Source organism: Bradyrhizobium sp. 154 (assembly GCF_023073875.1).
In the GTDB taxonomy this organism is placed as follows: domain Bacteria; phylum Pseudomonadota; class Alphaproteobacteria; order Rhizobiales; family Xanthobacteraceae; genus Bradyrhizobium.
In genome coordinates this window covers 14004-33765 of record NZ_JADPKG010000027.1, presented here as the reverse complement: position 1 = coordinate 33765, position 19762 = coordinate 14004, and the positions used below count along the sequence as shown (strand labels likewise).

At 63.9% G+C, this 19762-nt stretch carries 22 protein-coding genes and 2 pseudogenes; 16 read left to right on the top strand and 8 right to left on the bottom strand.

The window, feature by feature from the left end; all coding sequences use genetic code 11:
* Window positions 1–25: 25 nt before the first annotated feature.
* The 3 genes from IVA92_RS04870 (at window position 26) to IVA92_RS04860 (ending at window position 1640) form a co-directional block, all read left to right on the top strand.
* Window positions 26–574: a CreA family protein gene (locus tag IVA92_RS04870; protein WP_247281563.1), complete on the top strand. Its 549-nt coding sequence runs from the start codon at window positions 26–28 to the stop codon at window positions 572–574.
* Between the two features lie 269 nt (window positions 575–843).
* Complete coding sequence (locus tag IVA92_RS04865; RefSeq protein WP_247281562.1) at window positions 844–1242, top strand: hypothetical protein; 399 nt, start codon at window positions 844–846, stop codon at window positions 1240–1242.
* 35 nt (window positions 1243–1277) lie between these two features.
* Window positions 1278–1640 carry a hypothetical protein gene (locus IVA92_RS04860; protein ID WP_247281561.1) on the top strand — a complete coding sequence of 121 codons (363 nt, stop codon included), beginning with the start codon at window positions 1278–1280 and terminating at the stop codon, window positions 1638–1640.
* A gap of 8 nt (window positions 1641–1648) precedes the next feature.
* Here IVA92_RS04860 and IVA92_RS04855 read toward each other — a convergent pair whose 3' ends face one another.
* Both IVA92_RS04855 and IVA92_RS04850 read right to left on the bottom strand, forming a co-directional pair.
* Window positions 1649–1894 carry a DUF6719 family protein gene (locus tag IVA92_RS04855; protein WP_247281560.1) on the bottom strand — a complete coding sequence of 82 codons (246 nt, stop codon included), beginning with the start codon at window positions 1892–1894 and terminating at the stop codon, window positions 1649–1651.
* A gap of 67 nt (window positions 1895–1961) precedes the next feature.
* Window positions 1962–3428, bottom strand: coding sequence for a PLP-dependent aminotransferase family protein (locus IVA92_RS04850; RefSeq protein WP_247281559.1), 1467 nt, complete (start codon window positions 3426–3428; stop codon window positions 1962–1964).
* Between the two features lie 73 nt (window positions 3429–3501).
* Here IVA92_RS04850 and IVA92_RS04845 point away from each other — a divergent pair, with 73 nt between their 5' ends.
* The 5 genes from IVA92_RS04845 (at window position 3502) to kynU (ending at window position 8734) form a co-directional block, all read left to right on the top strand.
* The gene (locus IVA92_RS04845; RefSeq protein WP_247281558.1) at window positions 3502–4227 is read left to right on the top strand and encodes a pyridoxamine 5'-phosphate oxidase family protein; all 726 of its coding nucleotides are present in this window, start codon (window positions 3502–3504) and stop codon (window positions 4225–4227) included.
* Window positions 4228–4281: 54 nt separating this feature from the next.
* Complete coding sequence (locus IVA92_RS04840) at window positions 4282–5559, top strand: ArgE/DapE family deacylase (RefSeq protein ID WP_247281557.1); 1278 nt, start codon at window positions 4282–4284, stop codon at window positions 5557–5559.
* 280 nt (window positions 5560–5839) lie between these two features.
* Window positions 5840–6649 carry an alpha/beta hydrolase gene (locus tag IVA92_RS04835; RefSeq protein ID WP_247281556.1) on the top strand — a complete coding sequence of 270 codons (810 nt, stop codon included), beginning with the start codon at window positions 5840–5842 and terminating at the stop codon, window positions 6647–6649.
* Between the two features lie 34 nt (window positions 6650–6683).
* A complete protein-coding gene (gene kynA, locus IVA92_RS04830; RefSeq protein WP_247281555.1) occupies window positions 6684–7523 on the top strand; it encodes a tryptophan 2,3-dioxygenase in 840 nt (279 codons plus the stop codon).
* 8 nt (window positions 7524–7531) lie between these two features.
* A complete protein-coding gene (gene kynU / locus IVA92_RS04825; protein ID WP_247281554.1) occupies window positions 7532–8734 on the top strand; it encodes a kynureninase in 1203 nt (400 codons plus the stop codon).
* A 115-nt stretch (window positions 8735–8849) separates the two neighbouring features.
* Here the strand turns inward: kynU and IVA92_RS04820 are convergent.
* A pseudogene (locus IVA92_RS04820) lies at window positions 8850–9631 on the bottom strand (cobalamin-binding protein).
* A 118-nt stretch (window positions 9632–9749) separates the two neighbouring features.
* On the opposite strand from IVA92_RS04820, the gene IVA92_RS04815 reads away from it, so the two are divergent.
* Window positions 9750–10151: a PaaI family thioesterase gene (locus IVA92_RS04815; RefSeq protein ID WP_247281553.1), complete on the top strand. Its 402-nt coding sequence runs from the start codon at window positions 9750–9752 to the stop codon at window positions 10149–10151.
* A 150-nt stretch (window positions 10152–10301) separates the two neighbouring features.
* Window positions 10302–10907, top strand: coding sequence for a GNAT family N-acetyltransferase (locus IVA92_RS04810; protein ID WP_247281552.1), 606 nt, complete (start codon window positions 10302–10304; stop codon window positions 10905–10907).
* A 60-nt stretch (window positions 10908–10967) separates the two neighbouring features.
* Here the strand turns inward: IVA92_RS04810 and IVA92_RS04805 are convergent, their stop codons facing one another.
* The 5 genes from IVA92_RS04805 to IVA92_RS04785 form a co-directional block, all read right to left on the bottom strand.
* Window positions 10968–11273 (bottom strand): hypothetical protein, encoded by a 306-nt coding sequence (locus tag IVA92_RS04805; RefSeq protein WP_015686575.1) that lies wholly within the window; start codon window positions 11271–11273, stop codon window positions 10968–10970.
* Window positions 11274–11367: 94 nt separating this feature from the next.
* Complete coding sequence (locus tag IVA92_RS04800; protein ID WP_247281551.1) at window positions 11368–12054, bottom strand: DUF2161 family putative PD-(D/E)XK-type phosphodiesterase; 687 nt, start codon at window positions 12052–12054, stop codon at window positions 11368–11370.
* Window positions 12055–12165: 111 nt separating this feature from the next.
* Complete coding sequence (locus tag IVA92_RS04795; protein ID WP_247281684.1) at window positions 12166–12846, bottom strand: SDR family oxidoreductase; 681 nt, start codon at window positions 12844–12846, stop codon at window positions 12166–12168.
* Window positions 12847–12868: 22 nt separating this feature from the next.
* A complete protein-coding gene (locus tag IVA92_RS04790) occupies window positions 12869–13612 on the bottom strand; it encodes a tyrosine-protein phosphatase (protein WP_247281550.1) in 744 nt (247 codons plus the stop codon).
* Between the two features lie 405 nt (window positions 13613–14017).
* Window positions 14018–14221, bottom strand: coding sequence for a DUF2735 domain-containing protein (locus IVA92_RS04785; RefSeq protein WP_247281549.1), 204 nt, complete (start codon window positions 14219–14221; stop codon window positions 14018–14020).
* 539 nt (window positions 14222–14760) lie between these two features.
* Here IVA92_RS04785 and IVA92_RS04780 point away from each other — a divergent pair.
* The 6 genes and pseudogenes from IVA92_RS04780 (at window position 14761) to IVA92_RS04755 (ending at window position 19549) form a co-directional block, all read left to right on the top strand.
* Complete coding sequence (locus tag IVA92_RS04780) at window positions 14761–15795, top strand: glutamine synthetase beta-grasp domain-containing protein (protein ID WP_247281548.1); 1035 nt, start codon at window positions 14761–14763, stop codon at window positions 15793–15795.
* A gap of 194 nt (window positions 15796–15989) precedes the next feature.
* On the top strand, window positions 15990–16691 hold the full coding sequence (locus IVA92_RS04775) for a GrlR family regulatory protein (RefSeq protein WP_247281547.1): 702 nt from the start codon (window positions 15990–15992) through the stop codon (window positions 16689–16691).
* Window positions 16692–16709: 18 nt separating this feature from the next.
* Complete coding sequence (locus IVA92_RS04770; RefSeq protein ID WP_247281546.1) at window positions 16710–17396, top strand: substrate-binding domain-containing protein; 687 nt, start codon at window positions 16710–16712, stop codon at window positions 17394–17396.
* Window positions 17397–17428: 32 nt separating this feature from the next.
* Window positions 17429–18250, top strand: a pseudogene (locus IVA92_RS04765) (tetratricopeptide repeat protein).
* 189 nt (window positions 18251–18439) lie between these two features.
* Window positions 18440–18589: a hypothetical protein gene (locus IVA92_RS04760; RefSeq protein ID WP_007609497.1), complete on the top strand. Its 150-nt coding sequence runs from the start codon at window positions 18440–18442 to the stop codon at window positions 18587–18589.
* Between the two features lie 255 nt (window positions 18590–18844).
* Window positions 18845–19549, top strand: coding sequence for a GrlR family regulatory protein (locus IVA92_RS04755; RefSeq protein WP_247281545.1), 705 nt, complete (start codon window positions 18845–18847; stop codon window positions 19547–19549).
* The last annotated feature ends 213 nt before the right edge of the window (window positions 19550–19762 follow it).

Genomic DNA, 19762 nt, shown 5'->3' with positions numbered 1-19762 from the left:
CGGGGACTTGTTACCGGAGAACTTCATGTCATCTCGTTTCCACGGTCTTTTCGGCATCCGTTTGAAGGGCCTCGCTTTATTCCTCCTGGCTCTGACGATTTGGGCGGCGCCCGCCCTTGCTGCCGACGAGCCCGATCTGATCTTCCGCCGCTCGACTGTATTCAAATGGATGAGCCCGAACGACAAGCTCGCGACTTACGGCCTCGACGACCCCGAGGTCGAGGGCGTCGCCTGTCACTTCACGGTGCCGGAGAAGGGCGGCTTCAAGGGCTGGCTCGGCCTTGCCGAGGAGGTCTCGGACATCTCGCTGGCCTGTCGCCAGGTCGGCCCGATCAAGTTCAAGAACAAGATGGAGCAAGGTGACGACATGTTCCGCCAGCGCCGCTCACTGTTCTTCAAGAAGATGCAGATCGTGCGCGGCTGTGACGCCAAGCGCAACGTGCTGGTCTACATGGTCTATTCGGACAAGCTGATCGAGGGCTCACCAAAGAACTCGACGTCGACCGTGCCGATCATGCCGTGGGGACCAGCGGACGCAAGCGTCCAGAAGTGCGGTGAGTTCTTCACTCACTGACGACTGCGAGGTCCTGCAAGATGCGAGCCAGTCAGCGGCGCGAATGTCTGCGGCGCGGCTTCAAGGTCGCGCTTGGCTTGCAGCGCCATTTCGCCAGCTGACGTCGCGCTGTTGCGAACGGGTCGTTGTCTCCGCGGCCCATCCGCTGGTCCGTCTCGCGCGTCGAGCGCGATCTGCCGCCATCATGATGGCGTCCCTCACGTGAACGCGCCCGGTGATCCCGGAGTCGCGATTTCGATGGAGGTCGCAGCTGAAGCGTCCCCGACCGCGTGGAGGCGCGTTCCGAGCTCGAGCGGGAATTTGTCAGGCTACTTTGGGCCGTGGCGCGCCCCCCTGAAAAGATTGGCATTTTCCGGCGAATGTTTCGTCGTGCCGGACACGACGAAACAATTCTCACGAAAGATGAAACCATTTTCCGCTTTTGGCGCATCACGCACGAAACCACCCATGGTTATCAGCTTCACAACGACGGCACCGCCGGCCACCGATTCGGAGACAAGACCATGCGCGCGCTCAGCTTCATCCTTGCCTTCGGCTTCGTGCTTGCCGGTTCCTCGTTCGCGGGCTCGCCCGATGGCAGTCTTCCCGGTGTCGGCACCTTCCAGTACACCGGTTCGCCACTGACGATCACGGCACCGCAGCCGATCGTGGTCGCCACGCGCTTCTGATCGCCAACAAGAAAAATTGCCGGCAAAAGGCCATCATGATTGCTCGTTTCTGCGCCGCAGCGTTCATGTCCGTTCTGACGCTCAGCGCCGCTGCGGCGCAGGTGCGTGCTCCCTCCAGGCTGCCGGATTCCCGTGCCGAATTCGTGCGTCAGTGTGCGCCGCGCATGCTCGGGCGCTGGGAGCACCCGGAGGAGGTCTGCGGTTGCCTGCACGACCATGCCGCTGCCGTCGTCGAGGACCGCGACTTGCGTGAGGCGCTGCTGCGCGGCATCAGCGAGACCGGCGTGCCGACGATCGAGACCGACTGGGTGCCGACGTCCAAGCAAGGCGAAATCGGCCCGACCTTCACCAAAATCGCCAAGCCGACCTTGCAGTGCATGTTCGATCCGGCGAAGTGACGTTCAGATTATTTGGTTTTCGGACCGTATCGTGGCACGCAGGTGCTGGTCCGTGAAACGCCTTTGTCGGTCATCCGCGCGCCGCGCACTTCCTTGACCTGTCCGGCGGGGCAAGTTCCGTCATCCACTTGCACGCGCTGGCCGAGCTTGAGATCCACGATGTCCTGTTCGCGGCCGACCATTGTTGCGCGCGCCGTGGAGGCGAGCGCGAGGGACATCAGGAGCGAAAGGCAGGTCGCGCGGTGTAGCAGCATGATTTGAAGTCCGGCGTCGATGCCGCAATCTAGGGAGCCGGAGGCGATTCTGATAGGTGAAGCTTCGTTACGCCTGCCGGGCTGAGCTCCTCGCGCACAAGATAGCGCGCGACTCGCGCGCCAGCCGTTCGGCAGAGGCCATCAGTTGCGGAACCGTATGCCCTGAAAATCCAAGCACGAAACCGGGCAGGGGACGCGCGAGTGAATAGGTGTCGGCCAGGAGCCAACCTTCCGCGCCGGCCGCCCGCTTGGCCTCGGCCGCGCGCGACGGATCGACCGGGGGATTGAACCGTGCGACAAGATGCAACCCTTGCGACGGCACCGGCACGGATAGCGCCCCGTCCGATTTCGCTTCCAATGTCTCCGCCAGCGCATCACGCGCCTCGCGATAGAGCTTGCGCACCCGCTTCAGGTTCGCGGCGAAGGCGCCGGAATTGAGCATGTCGGCCACCGCGCCTTCCATCAGCGTGCCGGGAAAGCGGTCGAGCGCAGCCCGTGCAGCCGTCACGTCCGCGATCAGGCGCTCGGGCAGCGCGCAATAGCCGATGCGCAGGCCCGGAAACAAGGTCTTGGCGAAGGTGCCCAGGTAGATCACGCGCTGGAGGTGATCGATGCCGGCGAGCGACATCAGCGGCGCGCCGTCATAGCGGAACTCGCTGTCGTAATCGTCCTCCAACACGAAGGCACCGGCCTGCTTTGCCCAGTCCAGCAGTTCGAGCCGCCGTGGCATCGACATCTGGACGCCCAGCGGAAACTGGTGCGACGGCGTGACATAGGCCGCGCGCGCAGACGGTGCCGCCGAACGACCTTTGGCCACGTGCAGCCCGTACGCGTCGACCGGAATGGGTACGGTGCGATATCCGCAATGTCCGATCGTCTGGCGCGCGATCGGATAGCCGGGGTCCTCGCACCAGACCTGGTCGCCCGGCTTGAGGATCGCGCTCAGCACGATGCGCAGCGCATGCAGCGTGCCGGACGTGAGCATGATCTGATCGGGGTCGCAGCGCAGCCCTCGCGCCGAGAGCAGGTGATCGGCGATTGCCGCACGCAGCTCGCGACTGCCGCGGGGATCGCCATAATGCAGATGCTCGGATCCGAATGCGCGCATGCGACGGCCCACGAAGGCGCGGAAGCGCTGCACGGCGCGCTCGTCGATATGGGTGCAGCCGAGCGCGAACGCGCCATGCTGCGGCGCTTCGACAACCGCCTTGGGTTTGTTCGCCTCGGCTGCTCGTGCAGGGATGCGCGCGGCGACGAAGGTGCCGGAGCCGACGGCTGCCTCGGCAAAACCGTCGGCGATCAGCCGCTCATAGGCAGTGACGACGGCGTTGCGGCGGAAGCCGGTCTGCTGCGCCAGTGTCCGTGAGGGCGGCAATGGCTCGCCGGGCCTGACGAGACCGGAGACGATCATCTCGCACAGCGCCTGGTAGAGCCGGTGCGCCGCGGAGGCGCCGGCCGTGACGTGCGGACCGGTGAGGTCGAGCGGCAACTCGGCCTTGGCCGGCGAGGGAGAATTGGTCGGAATTTTTCGCATGGAATTGGCACTATCGCAGACCAAATCCACGGCTACAACTCTTCCGAATTGTTCCAATCTCGGAGGTGCGGCCGTGAGCCGGGTTGAAAACTCAGACTCCTATCCGACGTCAGCGCGCAACCAGGTGAAGCGCCGTCACGACCGCGGCTTCTACGATCACGCGACCGTTCACCGCATCCTGGACTCCTCGATGCTATGCCACGTGTCCTATGTGATCGACGGTCAGCCCTATTGCACGCCGACCTTCTTCTGGCGCGAAGGAACGAAGCTGTACTGGCATGGGAGCAGCGCCAGCCGCATGCTGCGCAACCAGACCAGGGGCGAGCGCGTCTGCCTGACGGTCGCTCATCTCGACAGTCTCGTGCTGGCGCGCTGCGGCTTCAATCACTCCGCCGATTACCGGGCGGTGATGGCGTTCGGCACCGCCTACCTCGTCACCGACCACGAGGAGAAAGAGCGCGCGGTGATCGCGATGGTCGACCGCTTCTTCCCGGGCCGCACCGCGGGCCTGCGTCAGAGCACCGCGCAGGAGACCAAGGCGACCTCCTTCATCGCGATGGAGATCGAGGAGGCCTCGGCCAAGATCCGTGCCAAGGGCGTGGCCGATGACGATGAGGACTACGAACTCCCGATCTATGCCGAGCGCATCCCGGTGCGCACGGTGCTCGGCGCGCCCGAGCCGTGTCCGCGTCTGCTCGATGGCGTCACCCGGCCTGCGACATTGAATGGCTACTTCGAAGGCCGGCTGCTCGAAGATGCATTGCGGGATGCTTATTTTGTAGAGTACCCGAACGGCTGAAATCGGCTAGCTTGCGCTCCATCGATGATCTGAACGCCCGATTGGAGTTGCCTGATGAATGCCGAGACGCAGCAGAGGATTCTTGACGCCGTCGACGCCGGCTTCGAAGCCCAGCTTGCGACCACCCGCGATTTCGTCGCGATCCCCTCGACCCGCGGGGCGGAGGGACCGTGCCAGGACATGATCGGCGACCTCCTGCGCGAACGCGGCTATGAGATCGACGACTGGCACATCAATATCGACGACCTCAAGGATCTGCGCGGTTTTGGCCCGATCGAGCATGATTTTTCGAAAGCGCGTTCGGTGGTTGGCACCTACCGTCCGCAAACGAACGTTGGAAAATCGCTGATCCTCCAGGGGCATTGCGACGTGGTGCCGGCAGGTCCGCTGGAATTGTGGGATACGCCGCCGTTCTCGCCCGTCATCAAGGACGGCAAGATGTTTGGCCGGGGTGCCTGCGACATGAAGTCGGGCACGATCGGTGCGCTCTACGCGCTGGATGCGATCAAAGCCGCGGGCTTGAAGCCTACGGCCCGGATCCACTTCCAGTCCGTGATCGAGGAGGAGAGCACGGGCGTCGGCGCGCTCTCGACGCTTCAGCGCGGCTACCGCGCCGATGCCTGTTTCATTCCGGAGCCGACCGGCGGCAAGATGGTGCGCTCTCAGGTTGGCGTGATCTGGTTTCGCCTGCGCGTGAAGGGCCATCCGACCCACGTTGCCTTCGCCGGTTCCGGCGCGAACGCAATCATGGCGGCCTATCATTTGATCCAGGCCCTGCAAAAACTCGAGATCGAATGGAACGAGCGCGCCAAAGCCGATCGTCACTTCAGGACGCTCAACCATCCCATCAATTTCAATCCCGGCATCATCAAGGGCGGCGATTGGGCCTCCAGCGTGCCGGCCTGGTGCGACGTCGACTGCCGGATTGCCGTGTTGCCGGGCTGGTCGATCGCCGAGCACCAGAAGGAGATTTTGGCATGCGTCGCGGCCGCTGCGCGCAACCACCGCTTCCTCGCCAACAACCCGCCGGAGATCGAATGGTCGGGCTTCCTGTCGGAGGGGTATGAACTGACTGACGCCGCCGCACCCGAGGCCGCGTTCGGCAAGGCCTTCAATAAGGTCTACGGTGGCGCAGTCGAGGACCTCGTCTTCACCGCACTCACCGATACCCGCTTCTACGGCCTCAATCATGGCATCCCGAGCCTGTGCTTCGGCGCGAGCGGCGGCGAAATGCACGGCTTCAACGAGTTTGTCGAGCTGGAGTCGCTGAAGAAGACCACCAAGGCAATGGCGCTGTTCATCGCGGAGTGGTGCGGAGTGGAGAAGGCGTAAGCAACCGCGCTTGCCCTCTCTGCCGTCAGCGAGGAGCGAAGCGACGAAGCAATCCAGACTGCCGCCGCGAGAGATTCTGGATTCGCTTCACGGCGCTCGCAGTCCTGGAATGTGACGGCGGCTCCTCAGGGCAAAGGACATACCTTGCCGGTGCGATCCGCTGTCCGAGGCACAGGCGCGGATCAATCCTTTAAGCTTAAAACAAAGACTAGGATGGCGGCCCTGCCAGTGGCAGACTGGCCTCCGTCGCAGAGGCCTTAAGTCCGCCGAGGAAATCACGATGCGCGATTGGGATGATGCTTATGCCAATTCGGCCCGTATCCCCGGCGCGGACAAAATGCCGGCACTGTGGGCGGAGCGGGCGGCGGCTTACCGTGCGGGGTTGAGGGATTTTCGTCCCGACGTCGCCTACGGCGCCGGTGAGCGGCAGCGCCTCGACCTGATCCTGCCCGAGGGCGACAGCAAGGGCCTCGTCGTGTTCGTGCATGGCGGCTACTGGATGCGCTTCGACAAGTCAGCCTGGACCGATCTTGCCGAAGGCGCAAGGCATCATGGCTGGGCCGTGGCGCTGCCGAGCTACACGCTGACACCGGCCGCGCGCATCTCCGACATCACTGCCGAGATCACCGCCGCGGTCGCTAAGGCGGCCTCGCTGGTGGCAGGGCCGATCCGGCTCGCCGGCCATTCCGCCGGCGGCCATCTGGTCACGCGCATGCTGTGCGACGACAGCCGGCTCGAGCCCGCCGTCTACGACCGTATTGCCGGCACGCTCTCGATCAGCGGCCTGCACGATCTGCGGCCGCTCTTGAAGACAAGGATGAACGAGACCCTGCGCATGACCATGCAGGAGGCGACGCTCGAGAGCGCGGCGCTGCATCTGCCGCGGGGGCAGTCGCCTGTGACGGCCTGGGTCGGCGGCAACGAGCGCCCTGAATTCATCCGCCAATCCGACCTGATGGCCAACGTCTGGACCGGTTTCGACGTGCCGACGCACCTCGTCATCGATCCCGGGCTCAACCATTTTACCGTGATCGACGGGCTTAAGGATCCGTCGTCGCCGATCACCGCGCGTCTGATCGGCCTCGACTGACGAGGCGAGGGAAGATGGATCGAGAGGACCTATCATGACGTCCAGCGATTACGATCCTGCAAGCGAAGGCGCCGAGACGGATTTCGCCCGGCGCATGTCCTACGGCGACTACCTGGCGCTGGACGCGATTCTCGGCGCGCAGCATCCGCTCTCGGAAGCGCATGACGAGATGCTGTTCATCATCCAGCATCAGACCACGGAGCTGTGGATGCGCCTTGCCATCCACGAGCTCAGCGCCGCCCGCCGCGCCATCGCCAGGGACGAGGTGCAGCCCGCGATGAAGATGCTGGCGCGGGTGTCGCGCATCTTCGAGCAGCTCAATGGCGCCTGGGACGTGTTGCGGACGATGACGCCGAGCGAGTATACGCGCTTCCGCTCGCAGCTCGGGCAGTCCTCGGGCTTCCAGTCGCGACAATACAGGCTGATCGAATTCTTGCTCGGCAACCGCAACCACGCCATGCTCAAGCCGCACGCGCACGATGCGGAGACGACGAAGCTGCTCGAAGCCGAGCTCGCGACCCCAAGCCTATATGACCAGGTGCTGCGGCTTGTTGACCGCAACGGGCTCAAGATGCCTGCGGCCGTGCTGGCCCGCGACGTCCGCGAAACCCACAGTTTCAACGAAGGCGTGCTCCAGGCCTGGCGTATCGTCTACGAAGCGCCGGAGACGCACTGGACGCTCTATGAGCTCGCCGAGAAGCTGGTCGATTTCGAGGACTATTTCCGCCGCTGGCGCTTCAACCACGTGACAACGGTCGAGCGCGTGATCGGCTTCAAGCGCGGCACAGGTGGTACCGGCGGCGTCAGCTATCTCAAACGGATGCTGGAGATCGAGCTATTCCCCGAGCTCTGGCGCGTGCGTACGATTTTGTAGAAATGGCCATGACCAAGCTACGCGTCTACGACGACACCAAGGCTTTGTTCCATCTGCCCGACGGTGTGATCTATCTCGACGGCAATTCGCTCGGCGCGCTGCCGCTCGGCGTTGCCGAGCGCGTCAATCGCGTCATCACGGCCGAATGGGGCAATGAGCTGATCCGTGCCTGGAACACCGCAGGCTGGTATGCCCAACCGCGTCATGTCGGCGATCGCATTGCGCGACTGATCGGCGCCGAAGCCGGCTCCGTGATGGTCGGAGACACGCTCTCGCTCAAGGTCTACCAGGCACTCGCGGCTGCGCTCGATATGAACGCGTCGCGCAAGGTAATCCTGTCGGACACCGGCAATTTCCCGACCGACCTCTACATGGCCGAGGGCCTGATCGAAACGCTTGGGCGCGGCCATCGATTGCGTCTGGTGGCGCCGGAAGAGATCGAGGCCGCGCTGTCCGAGGAGGTCGTGGTCCTCTATGTCACCGAGGTCGACTACCGCACCGGCCGCCGCCATGACATGGCGAAGCTCACCGCGAAAGCGCGTGCGCTCGGCATCGTCACCGTCTGGGATCTCGCCCATTCCGCCGGCGCGCTGCCCGTCGATCTCTCCGGCTGCGGCGCCGATTTTGCTGCGGGCTGCACTTACAAATATCTCAACGCCGGCCCCGGTGCGCCGGCCTTTCTCTACGTTGCGCCGCGCCACGCCGACAATGCCCGCGCCGCTCTGTCGGGATGGATGGGCCATGCCAAACCGTTTGCGTTCGAGCTTGCCTATGCGGCGGCCGGCGGCGTCGAGCGCATGCGTGTCGGAACGCCGCCAGTGCTGGCGATGGCGGCGCTGGAGGCCTCACTCGACATCTGGGATCGGATCGACATCCGTGAGGTCCGTGCGCGTTCGTTGGCGCTCGGTGATCTCCTGATCGCCGAAGTCGAGCGTCGCTGCCCGTCTCTGAAGCTGGTGACCCCGCGCGCGCATGAGCGCCGCGGCTCGCAAGTCTCCTTTGCCTTCGACGGCGGCTACGCCGCCATGCAGGCGCTGATTGCCCGCGGCGTCATCGGTGATTTCCGCGCGCCTGAGATCATGAGGTTCGGGATCACGCCGCTTTATATCGGTGAGGATGAGATCGTCGGAGGCGCCGAGATCATCGAGGAGGTGATCGTAGGCGAGGTGTGGCGCCGGCCGGAGTATCAGGTCGTCAATGCGGTGACGTGAGGAAAGACGCCTCCACAGGCGTCATTGCGAGAAGCCCGTGCGACGAAGCAATCCAGAATCCCTCCACAGAGGCAGCCTGGATTGCTTCGCTTCGCTCGCAATGACGGCGGAGGGATCACGTCCCCCACAATGCCATCACGACCGCATCGAGCCCATCCGTCAGCGCTGCCGGTCCCGGCTGCAAGATGATCGGCGACTTGATTTCCACGATGCGGCTGTTGCGCACCGCCGGAATCTCACCCCAGCCTTCGCGCGTGCGGATACGGGCAGGGACAACCTTCTTGCCGCACCACGACGCGAGGATCACATCGGGCGCTGCCTCGCGCACCATCTCCGCCGACACGATGCGGTCCTTCGCCGCCTGCCGCGATCGCAACTCCGGGAACACATCCCCGCCGCCGGCGATTTCGATCAACTCGGAGACCCAACCGATGCCCGAGATCAGCGGATCGTCCCACTCCTCGAAATAGACTCTTGGCCGGACCGAGGGCCGGGGCGTTGCCGCGATCGCGGCGAGGCGTCGCTCAAAACCTTGCGCGAGGTTCTCCGCGCGCTCGGCCGCACCGACAAGCGCACCAAGCGTGCGGACCATCGCCAAGATTCCGGCGACGTCACGCTGGTTGAAGACGTGGACGTTGACACCGGCCCGGACGAGATCTGCGACGATGCCGGCCTGCAGATCGGAGAAGGCCAGCACCAGCTCTGGCTCCAGCGCCAGGATCTTTGGGATTCGGCCGAGACGAACGCCGACACCCGTGGCTTCTCCCGTCGCACCTGGGGCGGGCGCACGGCATATCCGGAGACGCCGACGATGCGGTCCTGCTCGCCGAGCAGGTAGAGTGTTTCGACCGTCTCCTCGGTCAGGCAGACGATGCGGTGCGGGGGGAAGTGGCGCATGCGAGCAGCCTATGCACAATGTCGGCGCCGATGTCAGCCCGCCCATTACCTTGGATGTCATTGCTTTGCCGCACGAAGCAATTCACGTTGAGACAACAAGGAATTGGAAGGAGATCCGATGACGCCGCTCGAGAAACTTAAAGTCATGAAGATGCCGTTCGCCGAGCTCAAAGGCGTCGAGTTCGTCGAGGCCGAGAAGGACCGCGTGGTGGCGCGGATGACGGTCAGGCCCGACCTCTGCACGCTTCATCACACCATCCATGGCGGCGCGGTGATGGCGCTGGCGGATTCCGTCGGTGCGGCTGCGACCGTGATCAACCTGCCGGACGACGCCAAAGGCACCACGACGCTGGAAAGCAAGACCAACTTCATCGGTGGGGCCAAAGAGGGAACCACGGTGATCGCGACCGCCACCCCGGTCCACCGAGGCCGGCGGACCCAGGTCTGGACCACCCGGCTGGAAACCGAGGACGGCAAGCTTGTGGCCATTGTGACCCAGACGCAGCTCATCCTCGTATGAATGAGGGTCCTTGATTTTGTTAACGAAATGGTCGCGTCCGGTGCCACTTACTTGGGCACGCTCGCATCTTGAAAAGCTTGTTGCGATGCACAATATAGGCGGCCTAGGGATTCGAACGCCTCCTCGAGGGACACCAAGAGGAGTTTTGACGTGGTACTTGAAGAGACCGTCCGCACCGCTCCGGGCTATGTACGGACCTTGATCCAGCAGGAAGAATTGCCGCTCCTGCGCGACCATCTGCTGAGACTGGATCCCGCAAGCCGGCACGACCGTTTCAACGGTTTTCTCGACGACAGCTTCATCGAGCGTTATGCCGCCCGCTGCGCCGATGACGGCACTGTGATCGTCGCCTACATTGTCGATGGCATGGTCCGCGGTGCGGCCGAGCTGCATCCGCCGGAGGATGATTCGCTGCCTGAGGTCGCCTTCAGCGTGGAGGCTTCCGCTCGCCGCCAGGGCGTCGGCACCGTACTGTTCCGCCGTCTGATCGCGGAAGCGCGCTGGAAGGGCTATAAGCGCCTGCGCATCACCACCGGCGCCGAGAACCACGCCATGCGGGCGCTCGCCAGGAAGTTCGGTGCGCATCTGGCTTTCCGCCACGGCGAATCGACCGGGACGATCGACCTCACCAAGACAACCGAGGCCGAGCTTGCCGATCTCGCGGCTTCGCCCTTCACAGCCGGCCGGGCCTTGCTCAGCTTCAACTCGACCTGCTGGAAGATCATCTCCAGCATCTACGGCAGTCGCGCCGCATAAGACAGAAAGCGGACCGGCAGGGCCGGTCCGCTTTCGTAGTCTGGGCAACGAAATGAGCGCTCAGGTGCCGGTGCGCTTGTCGTTGCCGAAACGGCGGACGACGCGGCGCTCGACCACCACGGAGCGTTGCGCGCCCTGTTCGCCGGCGATCACGCGGGTTGCGGTGATGCGGCTGTTGGTGCGGGCCTGCTTCTTGACCTCGGCCTGCACGACATCGAGCGGCATGCCCATCAGCGCTGCTGCGATCTCGGCCTGCTGCTCCTGGTCGTCGGTGATGCCGACGGCGGCGAAGATCGCCTCGTCCAGGGTGGGCGGATCGTGACGCACGCGCCGCGTGCCATATTTGGTATTCCAGTCTGCGCTCATAACGGCCTCGTTTGATGCCGGGATACCTAGTGCCGCTAATGTTGCATTGCAATATGGAATCGGTGTGGCATCTCAGCTATGCACCGGTCGGGTGTCAGGGCGGTGACGCGACACCTGCACCGAGTTCAATCCCTTGCTGTGGCCAGCGTTTCAGTGCCGCGTGCCCCGCTTCGGTGAGCCCGTAGATTCCCCGTTCAGCACGTGCGAACCAGCCATACACATTGTTAAGCAAGATCTTGCCGGCATCGGGACAGCGTTCGCGCAACTCGCTCACTCGCCGGGGGCCTTCGGCGAGGGCGGAGGCGCAGGCCAGCGCCTGCTGCCGGTAGGCCGTCATGATCGGGGCACGAGTGCTGCCGCCGAGCACGGGATCGCCCTGCCGGCGCTGATGTTCTGCGACGAGCCGCGAGCGAATCTTCGGCTCGCGGCGCGGCGCCGCCGTCGGCGGCTTCACCAGCACCTCGACCTGGCCGCGATCGGTGACCCCGAGCATGCCGAAGCCGAGCCGGCGGCACAGATTGCGATAGCGCGCATCGCTCTCACGCCCTTTGCCGCGGGCCGACATTCTGGCGGCGATCCAGATCTCGTCGCCGGCCGGCGCGCGGTCGACCGCTTGAAGGATCAGCTCGAGATTGAAGGCGAGCTTGAGCTCGCCGATGACCACGACAGGTGGATCGCCGGCGCTGAGGCCCACGAGATCGCAGCCGCCGATCTCCCCCTTCACGGTGAAGCCGAGCTCTTCGAGGAAGCGTTTGACGGGCAGATAGAGCGCGGTTTCCAAAGACAAGTTCCGTGTGTGACGTCCGATCGGAGAATCAGTGCAGGCAGTTTAGAGCCTTCTCGGCTCCGATTGAATCATTGCCGTCTGGCAGAGACTCGGAACGCGATCCGCCTACACCCGCCCACCCACCGGAATCAGCGCGCCGGTGACGCCGCTCGCGGCATCGCTGGCGAGAAACAGGATAACTTCGGCGAGCTCCTGCGGCGTCACCCATTTGGAGAAGTCGGCTTTCGGCATGTCGGCACGGTTGGACTTGGTGTCGATGATCGACGGCAGCACCGCATTCACGGTGACCTTGCCTTTCAACTCGTTGGCGAGTGCCTCGGTGAGGCGATGCACGCCTGCTTTCGAGGCCGCATAGGGGCCCATGCCGGAGCCTGCCTGGAGCGCGCCCATCGCGCCGATGTTGACGATGCGGCCGGCCTTGGAGGCGGCGAGATGCGGCAGCGCCGCGCGCGAGGTGTTGAGCGCGGTCAGGACATTCAGCGCATGCATGCGTTGCCAGGTCGCAACATCGCCGTCGCCGACGGTTTCGAAGGCGAAGCCGCCGGCGATGTTGATCAGCGCATCGAGCTTGCCGAAGTGCTTTGCCGCCGCCTCGATCGCCGTCTTCGCCTGCGTCGCGTCGGACAGGTCGACGCCGCCGATCTCGATGCTTTCAGGCGTTGCGGAGCCTTGTGAAGCCGCGTGATCGATGCGGGCTGTGCGCGCGCCGCGCGACTGCGCAATCTCCGCAACGACCTTGCCGAGCACGCCGCGCGCGCCGGTCACGATCAGAACCTTGCCTTGCATCATCGATCTCCCGGCACGCCGCCTACGATTGCAGATAACGCGCCTTCAGTGCAGTCCGTTCGGCCGCGCCGAGCTTGAGCCCGTCGCGTAAATAGGTTTCGATATCGCCATATTCCTGTCCGACGGCTTCGAACGCCGCAGCAAGGTAAGAGGCTTCGACGCTGCCGATGGCATTGCGTACGTCCTCTGGCAGATCGATCGCAGCTGTCGCATCGCGCTTGTAGTGCTGATTGGTGAGCAGGTAGTCCTCGGCAATGACGTCATCGGGTACACCGAGGGCATGCAGGATCAGCGCGCTCGCAAACCCGGTGCGGTCCTTGCCCGCCGTGCAGTGGATCACGAGCGGCGCGCGATCTTCCAGGAGATGGCCGAACAAGTTGCGAAAGCTGTGCGTGTTGTGGCGAACGTAGTTGCGATAGGATTCGCGCATGATCTCCAGCGCGACCGGTGCCGTCAGCGTGCCCCGAGCGAGCTCGGCGCGCAGCGCAGCGACGACGGTCGGCTCGATCGGCAGTGAGTGCACGGTGATTTCGTTCACGATGCAGACGCCGCCGGCGCGCTCCTCCAGCCCACGGAAATCGAAGGCGCTTTGCACCCCCAGCGCTCGGACGATCTCGATGTCGGCTGCGGTGAGGTGGCCGAGATGGTTGGAGCGGAAGATCTGCCGCCAGCGCGTGATGCGGCCGTCGGTGGTCGGATAGCCGCCGAGATCGCGAAAATTGCTGGCGCCTTGCAGGGCGAGGTGGCGGGCAGGGGAGTCGGACATGAGATCAGCTTGGGTTATGGTTCCACCGGGCGCGCTGCGGCGTCCTTAACGTCCATTACAGAGGGCGATCATGGGTCGGCACAAGGCCATTGTTTTGGCCATCACCATGCTGTCGGCCGGAAGTTTCGACACCCGGCCGGCCGATGCGCAGACCTATCGCTGTACCGATGGTACGCAGTTCATCATCTGACTCTATGACGGTCTCGGGCGCCCGCTATTCGAAGCTGGGATCACGCTGGCGATCGGCAGGACCGGGCCACCACGATCAACATCTGAAGCGGCCGCTCACGCCTGCGCGGTGATCTGAACGGCATTGTATCTGCAGGAATCAAAAAGGGCCGAAACACCGTGGCTTCGACCCATTTTTGAACTGCCGCCGGCGTTTGCGGGAGCGCGACGGTATCATCAGCGATCCCATTTCGGCTTGGCTTCGTCCACCGCGTCCTGGTGATACCAGCTCTCGCTGCAGATCGAGACGTTGGAGGGGGGCGAAGCATGATCGGCGGGAAGACGGGTCTCGCCATAGCGGCGTCCCCCAAGAGCTGCGCGGCCCCCGGCAGGGAATTGGTAGATCTTCGCAGTTCCGTGACTTAGACCATTGTTCATCATTGCGATTTCTCCTTGGTCAAAGCGCCTTGGCCTCCATGGTGCGCCCGACTCGTTCGATTGTGGTTACTGAAATCTCCATATCGGCGGCGCGCTCCGAATTGGAAAGTGCTGAAAAGGAAATCAGTTGCCGCCCAATTTGTAGGCAGATGCTCTGTTGCATCTCCTAAGGCACGGGCTCGCTGACCAACGGCTGGGCTATTCCAAAGGTTGCTAGGCAGTGCTCTAGGACTTTACGAAAGTTGCTGGGCATTGATGCGCGTTTCATCGGCGGCGTTCAGCATTGTCGCGCCTGCTTCAGAATCGGGCGCTTTTGGCGGGATTTTTGCGGTGCAGCTTCACGCTAAGGTGCGCGGCTATGACGCATATTGTTGGGGCTGTCCGGTCAGCTCCGGGCCGATGCCGACCGCGCTGGAAAACCTCCCGCAGTGCAGCCTTTTGGCACGTAAAATGCTTGTAGGGGGCCGGCCGATGGTGGCCGGGTACAAACGTGCGGGGACCCCAGGGCCCCCAACCTTTCGCATCATCTACAGAGAGGCTCAATGACCAAGTACAAGCTCGAGTACATCTGGCTCGACGGATATACGCCGACTCCGAATTTGCGCGGCAAAACTCAGATCAAGGAATTCGCGTCGTTCCCGACGCTCGAGCAGCTTCCGCTCTGGGGCTTCGATGGCTCCTCGACCCAGCAGGCCGAAGGTCATAGCTCCGATTGCGTGCTGAAGCCGGTCGCCGTCTTCCCGGACGCCGCGCGCACCAACGGCGTGCTCGTGATGTGCGAAGTCATGATGCCCGATGGCAAGACCCCCCATCCGTCGAACAAGCGCGCCACCATCCTCGACGATCCCGGCGCCTGGTTCGGCTTCGAGCAGGAGTACTTCTTCTACAAGGACGGTCGTCCGCTCGGCTTCCCGTCCTCGGGCTATCCGGCCCCGCAGGGTCCGTATTACACCGGCGTCGGCTACTCGAACGTGGGCGACGTCGCCCGCAAGATCGTCGAAGAGCATCTCGACCTCTGCCTCGCTGCCGGAATCAACCATGAAGGCATCAACGCGGAAGTCGCCAAGGGGCAGTGGGAATTCCAGATCTTCGGCAAGGGCTCCAAGACCGCTGCCGACCAGATGTGGATGGCCCGCTACCTGATGCTGCGTCTGACCGAGAAGTACGGCATCGACATCGAGTTCCACTGCAAGCCGCTCGGCGACACCGACTGGAATGGCTCGGGCATGCACGCCAACTTCTCGACCGCCTATATGCGCGAAGTCGGCGGCAAGGAGTATTTCGAAGCGCTGATGGCGGCGTTCGAGAAGAACCTGATGGACCACATCGCCGTCTACGGCCCGGACAACGACAAGCGTCTCACCGGCAAGCACGAGACCGCGCCCTGGAACAAGTTCAGCTACGGCGTGGCCGACCGCGGCGCCTCGATCCGCGTTCCGCACTCCTTCGTCAACAACGGCTACAAGGGCTATCTGGAAGACCGTCGTCCGAATTCGCAAGGCGACCCCTACCAGATCGCTTCGCAGATCCTGAAGACGATCTCATCCGTGCCGACCGGCAAGAAGGCCGCGGCGTAAGATCGTTCCGCCCCAGGGCTGGGGGCTGACCCGGGTTGGTCTCAAATCCGCCGGAGCTGCAGGGCTCCGGCGGATTTCTGCATTCTGATGACAGCTGTTCCTGTGGCCTGCCCGCCGCTTCCTGCGTCAAGCTTGTCGATTGCGTTGGAATGCGGGAGAGTGCGCCCGGATGCGCAGGGCCGGGGACACGGCTGGTGTTTGAAGGCTTCTACAAGGTGAGATTTCAGCTCGGCGACGCGGTCGGCCGGAGCGTGATGCATGCCGGCAATGGCAAGATGCTGGGCGGCAATTCGGCCTTCGCCCATATCGGCACCTACGACAAGACTGATGGCGGCGTCGACGTCGTCATCAAGACCGTCCGCCACAACCCCGATCCGAACTATCGCGCCATGGCCGGCACCGACGATGCGACCCTGATCGCGAAGGGCTGGGCCGACGGCAATCTCTATCGCTTCAAGGGCGAGCTGAAAGAGCTCCCAGGCGTACCCTTCCAGTCGGTCATGACGCCGATCACCGCAGACGAGGTGCCGGTCGCTGGCGGTGTCGGCGAAGCCGGCATCACTGATGGTCTCTATTCGATTCATCTGCGCATGCTCGACGGTCTCGATGGCGGCCTCACCGGCGTGATGCTACTCAACCAGGGCCGCATCCTCGGTGGCGATGCGGCGTTCTATTATCTCGGCAGCTACACCGCCGCGAACGGCCGCTGGAAGGGCCAGATCCTCAATCAGGAGCACACGCAGGCCAAGGACGATCCGATCTTCGGCGGCCACGAAGTCGGCATCGGTTTCTCCGGCCGCTACCATGCGGAAGAGGCGGTGCTGGAGGCCACGGCACTCGCCGGCAAGCGCAGCCTGCGCCTGACCGCCGCGCTCAAGCTGATGCACCGCGCCTGAGCGCCACGGGATAAGCACATGGACAATTTCGTTCGCATGCTCTCGACGCTCGGCCTGATGGGCGCGATGCGCAGCCTGTCGTCTGCGTATGAGACTGCGACGGGCGTCCGCATCGACGCCGATTTCGCGCCGACCCAGGCGCTGCTGAAGCGGCTCCGCGACGGCGAGGCCGCCGATCTCGTCATCCTCACCCGCGAGGGGCTCGACGCAGTGATCGCTGAGGGCCGCGTGGTCGCCGATAGCGCGGCTGACCTCGCGCGTTCCTATGTCGGCATCGCCGTCCGGGCAGGACAGAGGCATCCCGATATCGCGACCGAAGCCGCGCTGCGCAAGACGCTGCTTGCCGCGCAGTGCGTCGCCTATTCGCGGCTTGGCGCCAGCGGAATCTACTTTGCGCAGTTGATCCAGCAGCTGGGCATCGCGCCGGAGATCAACGCCAAAGCCATTATCGTGCAGCAGGGCTTTACGGCGGAGCGGCTCGTCAATGGCGAGGCCGATCTCGCCGTGCAGCAGATCAGCGAACTGAAGCAGGTCGGCGGCATCGAGGTGGTCGGTCCGATCCCGCATGATTTGCAGACGCCGGCGGTGTTCTCCGCCGGCCGCATGGCGAATGCGACACATGCCGAAGCTGCCGATAGGCTGCTGCGCTATCTGGCATCGCCGGAGGCCGTTCCTGTCCTCCGCCAATCGGGACTCGAGCCTTGAATGTGCCAGGGCGGGGACGCAACGTAATGGTCATGCGCGCTTATCTCCTCGCAACTCTCCTGACGCTCGCCGTGCCGCTGGCGGCACAGGCGCAGTCGGCCGATCTCGTGCTGTGCGACCGGGTGGCGGCCGATCCCAGTGATCCCGACAAGCCGGCCGACGTGAAGGGCGTGACGGAGATCGCTTCCTCCGACGTCAGGACGGCCATCAAGTTCTGCAAGCAGGCCGCATCCTCCTCGCGCCGCGCCATGTTCGCGCTCGGCCGCGCCTATGCGGCCAACGGGCAGACGAGCGAGGCGATCATTGCCTGGCGCAAGGCCGCCGACAAGGGATCGAGCGCGGCGATGGTCGAACTCGGCGTCGCCTAGGGGACAGGCTCTGGGATCGCGAAGGACGAAGCACAAGCGCGAAAACTGTTCGAGAAGGCGGCGCAGGCCGGCAATCCCCGCGGCGTCAGCAATCTCGCCGCGCTCGGTAGCGCAAGTGGCGGCGCGCCCGCCGATCCCGCGCAGGCGCGCGCGCTGCTGGGCAAGGCCGCCGAAACCAATGCGGAGGCGCAGTACCAGCTCGGTCTGATGCTGGCGAGCGGCAATGGCGGGGAGAGGGACGACGTCGCTGCGCGCGCACTGTTCGAGAAGGCAGCCGCGCAAAATCATCCCGGCGCGCTGGAGCGAATGGGCGCCTTCGCCCAGGAAGGCCGCGGCGGGCCGAAGGACAAGGACGCCGCAAAGGCCTATTACGAACGCGCCGCAGCCCTCGGCGACGATGACGCCAAGAAGGCGCTGGAACGGCTGCGCTGTCCCTATGCGATCAAGGACAAGCAGGGCAAGCTCGTCACCACACTGTGCTTCTAATTCGCCTCTCTCTTCGCGAGAGGTGGTTCTAGCGCTCTGGTGACAGCGATGTGACTAGGGGGCTCGGCTCGCTTCAAGTTGTCGGCGAGATCGTTGCGGGCGTCGTGATAGGTGGTCTCGAGACAGCCGGGCGCCCGGGAACTTGACCATGCGCCGGTCGTTGCCATGGGCAGACTGGGAGATGCAACCGTGATCCGCAAACTGGCATCCGGTGAATATCGCCTCTATTCGCGCAAGGTGAACCCGAAGACCGGCAAGCGGCGTAATCTCGGCACGTTCAAGAGCCGCGCGGCGGCCGAGAAGCACGAGCGCGAGGTGCAGTACTTCAAGCGGCATTGAAGGCCGGCGAATGCCGTCCAGGAGCCGGCAAGACAAAACATGCGAAAACAACCCCATGCACAGTAGCCAAGGGATTGAAATCGCACGTATTACGGATTAAGCGAAATTGGTTTGACCCGTCGAGCAAAACAGGTGCATAATGGCATCATAACGGCGGTCGGTCGCGGACGGGGCTGCGCGGAAAAGCCGATGACTTCGATGCGGCGACGATGCTAGCTAGCCCGCAAATCTTTTCCGGATTTTAGGTTCAAGACGTTGCTCAACGGGCTCTACAAGGTTGAATACGGCATCAACGGTGCCTTCGGCCGCAGCATCATGTGCATGCATGACGGCAAGCTGCTGGGCGGCAATTCCGCCTTTGCGCATCTTGGGACCTATGACGTCAGGGATGGCGCGATCGAAGCCAATGTCATCACCGAGCGCCACAACGACGATCCCAACTACAAGCCGCTGATGGGCGCTGATGTCGCCACGATCAAGGTCCACGGCAGGACGGAGGGATCGACGATCCTGTTCGAGGGCAAGGCCGATCCGATGCCGGGCAGCGTGTTCTGGGCCAACCTCGCGCCGCTCGATGATGAGGCGCTGCCGCCCCGCGGCACCGTCGGTCCCGGCGGTATCATCAACGGGCTGTACTCCATTCACCTTCGCGCGCTCGACGGCGTCGAGGCTGGCCTCTCCGGCGTGATGCTGCTGATGGACGGGCGTATCCTCGGAGGCGATGCGTTCTTCTACTATCTCGGCTCCTACTCCTCGGCGCATGGCCGCTGGAAGGGCGAGATGCTGAACCAGGAGCATACGCCGGCGAAAGACGACAATCCCGTGTTTGGCGGCCTGGAGGTGGGGATCGGCTTCTCCGGGACCTGCACGGAAGACAGCGGCGAGCTCGAAGGCATCGCGCTCGCCGGCAAGCGCAGCCTGCGCCTTGCCGCCTCGCTCAAGCTGATGCGGCGAGCGTAGGGCGCGGACATATAGGTGTTGGATACCTGTTTCCTGAAGCAGTCCTGAGCCGTCCCCGTGGCAACATAGCCGTCGACCCGCAGCTGAGAACGGACACGCTATTGTGGGCGACCTTCAGTCAAGTTCCCGTTCGATGCTGCTGCGAACGTCGTTGAAATCGCCGCTGGGATGACCTAGTTCTTTGCCGTGCAGCACGGTCTTGTCCAACATCTT

Coding starts and splice junctions, on each gene's coding strand:
- IVA92_RS04870 (WP_247281563.1), top strand. CDS start 26: ATGTCATCTCGTTTCCACGGTCTTTTCGGCATCCGTTTGAAGGGCCTC.
- IVA92_RS04860 (WP_247281561.1), top strand. CDS start 1,278: ATGATTGCTCGTTTCTGCGCCGCAGCGTTCATGTCCGTTCTGACGCTC.
- IVA92_RS04855 (WP_247281560.1), bottom strand. CDS start 1,894: ATGCTGCTACACCGCGCGACCTGCCTTTCGCTCCTGATGTCCCTCGCG.
- IVA92_RS04850 (WP_247281559.1), bottom strand. CDS start 3,428: ATGCGAAAAATTCCGACCAATTCTCCCTCGCCGGCCAAGGCCGAGTTG.
- IVA92_RS04840 (WP_247281557.1), top strand. CDS start 4,282: ATGAATGCCGAGACGCAGCAGAGGATTCTTGACGCCGTCGACGCCGGC.
- IVA92_RS04835 (WP_247281556.1), top strand. CDS start 5,840: ATGCGCGATTGGGATGATGCTTATGCCAATTCGGCCCGTATCCCCGGC.
- kynA (WP_247281555.1), top strand. CDS start 6,684: ATGACGTCCAGCGATTACGATCCTGCAAGCGAAGGCGCCGAGACGGAT.
- kynU (WP_247281554.1), top strand. CDS start 7,532: ATGACCAAGCTACGCGTCTACGACGACACCAAGGCTTTGTTCCATCTG.
- IVA92_RS04815 (WP_247281553.1), top strand. CDS start 9,750: ATGACGCCGCTCGAGAAACTTAAAGTCATGAAGATGCCGTTCGCCGAG.
- IVA92_RS04805 (WP_015686575.1), bottom strand. CDS start 11,273: ATGAGCGCAGACTGGAATACCAAATATGGCACGCGGCGCGTGCGTCAC.
- IVA92_RS04795 (WP_247281684.1), bottom strand. CDS start 12,846: ATGCAAGGCAAGGTTCTGATCGTGACCGGCGCGCGCGGCGTGCTCGGC.
- IVA92_RS04790 (WP_247281550.1), bottom strand. CDS start 13,612: ATGTCCGACTCCCCTGCCCGCCACCTCGCCCTGCAAGGCGCCAGCAAT.
- IVA92_RS04785 (WP_247281549.1), bottom strand. CDS start 14,221: ATGATGAACAATGGTCTAAGTCACGGAACTGCGAAGATCTACCAATTC.
- IVA92_RS04780 (WP_247281548.1), top strand. CDS start 14,761: ATGACCAAGTACAAGCTCGAGTACATCTGGCTCGACGGATATACGCCG.
- IVA92_RS04770 (WP_247281546.1), top strand. CDS start 16,710: ATGGACAATTTCGTTCGCATGCTCTCGACGCTCGGCCTGATGGGCGCG.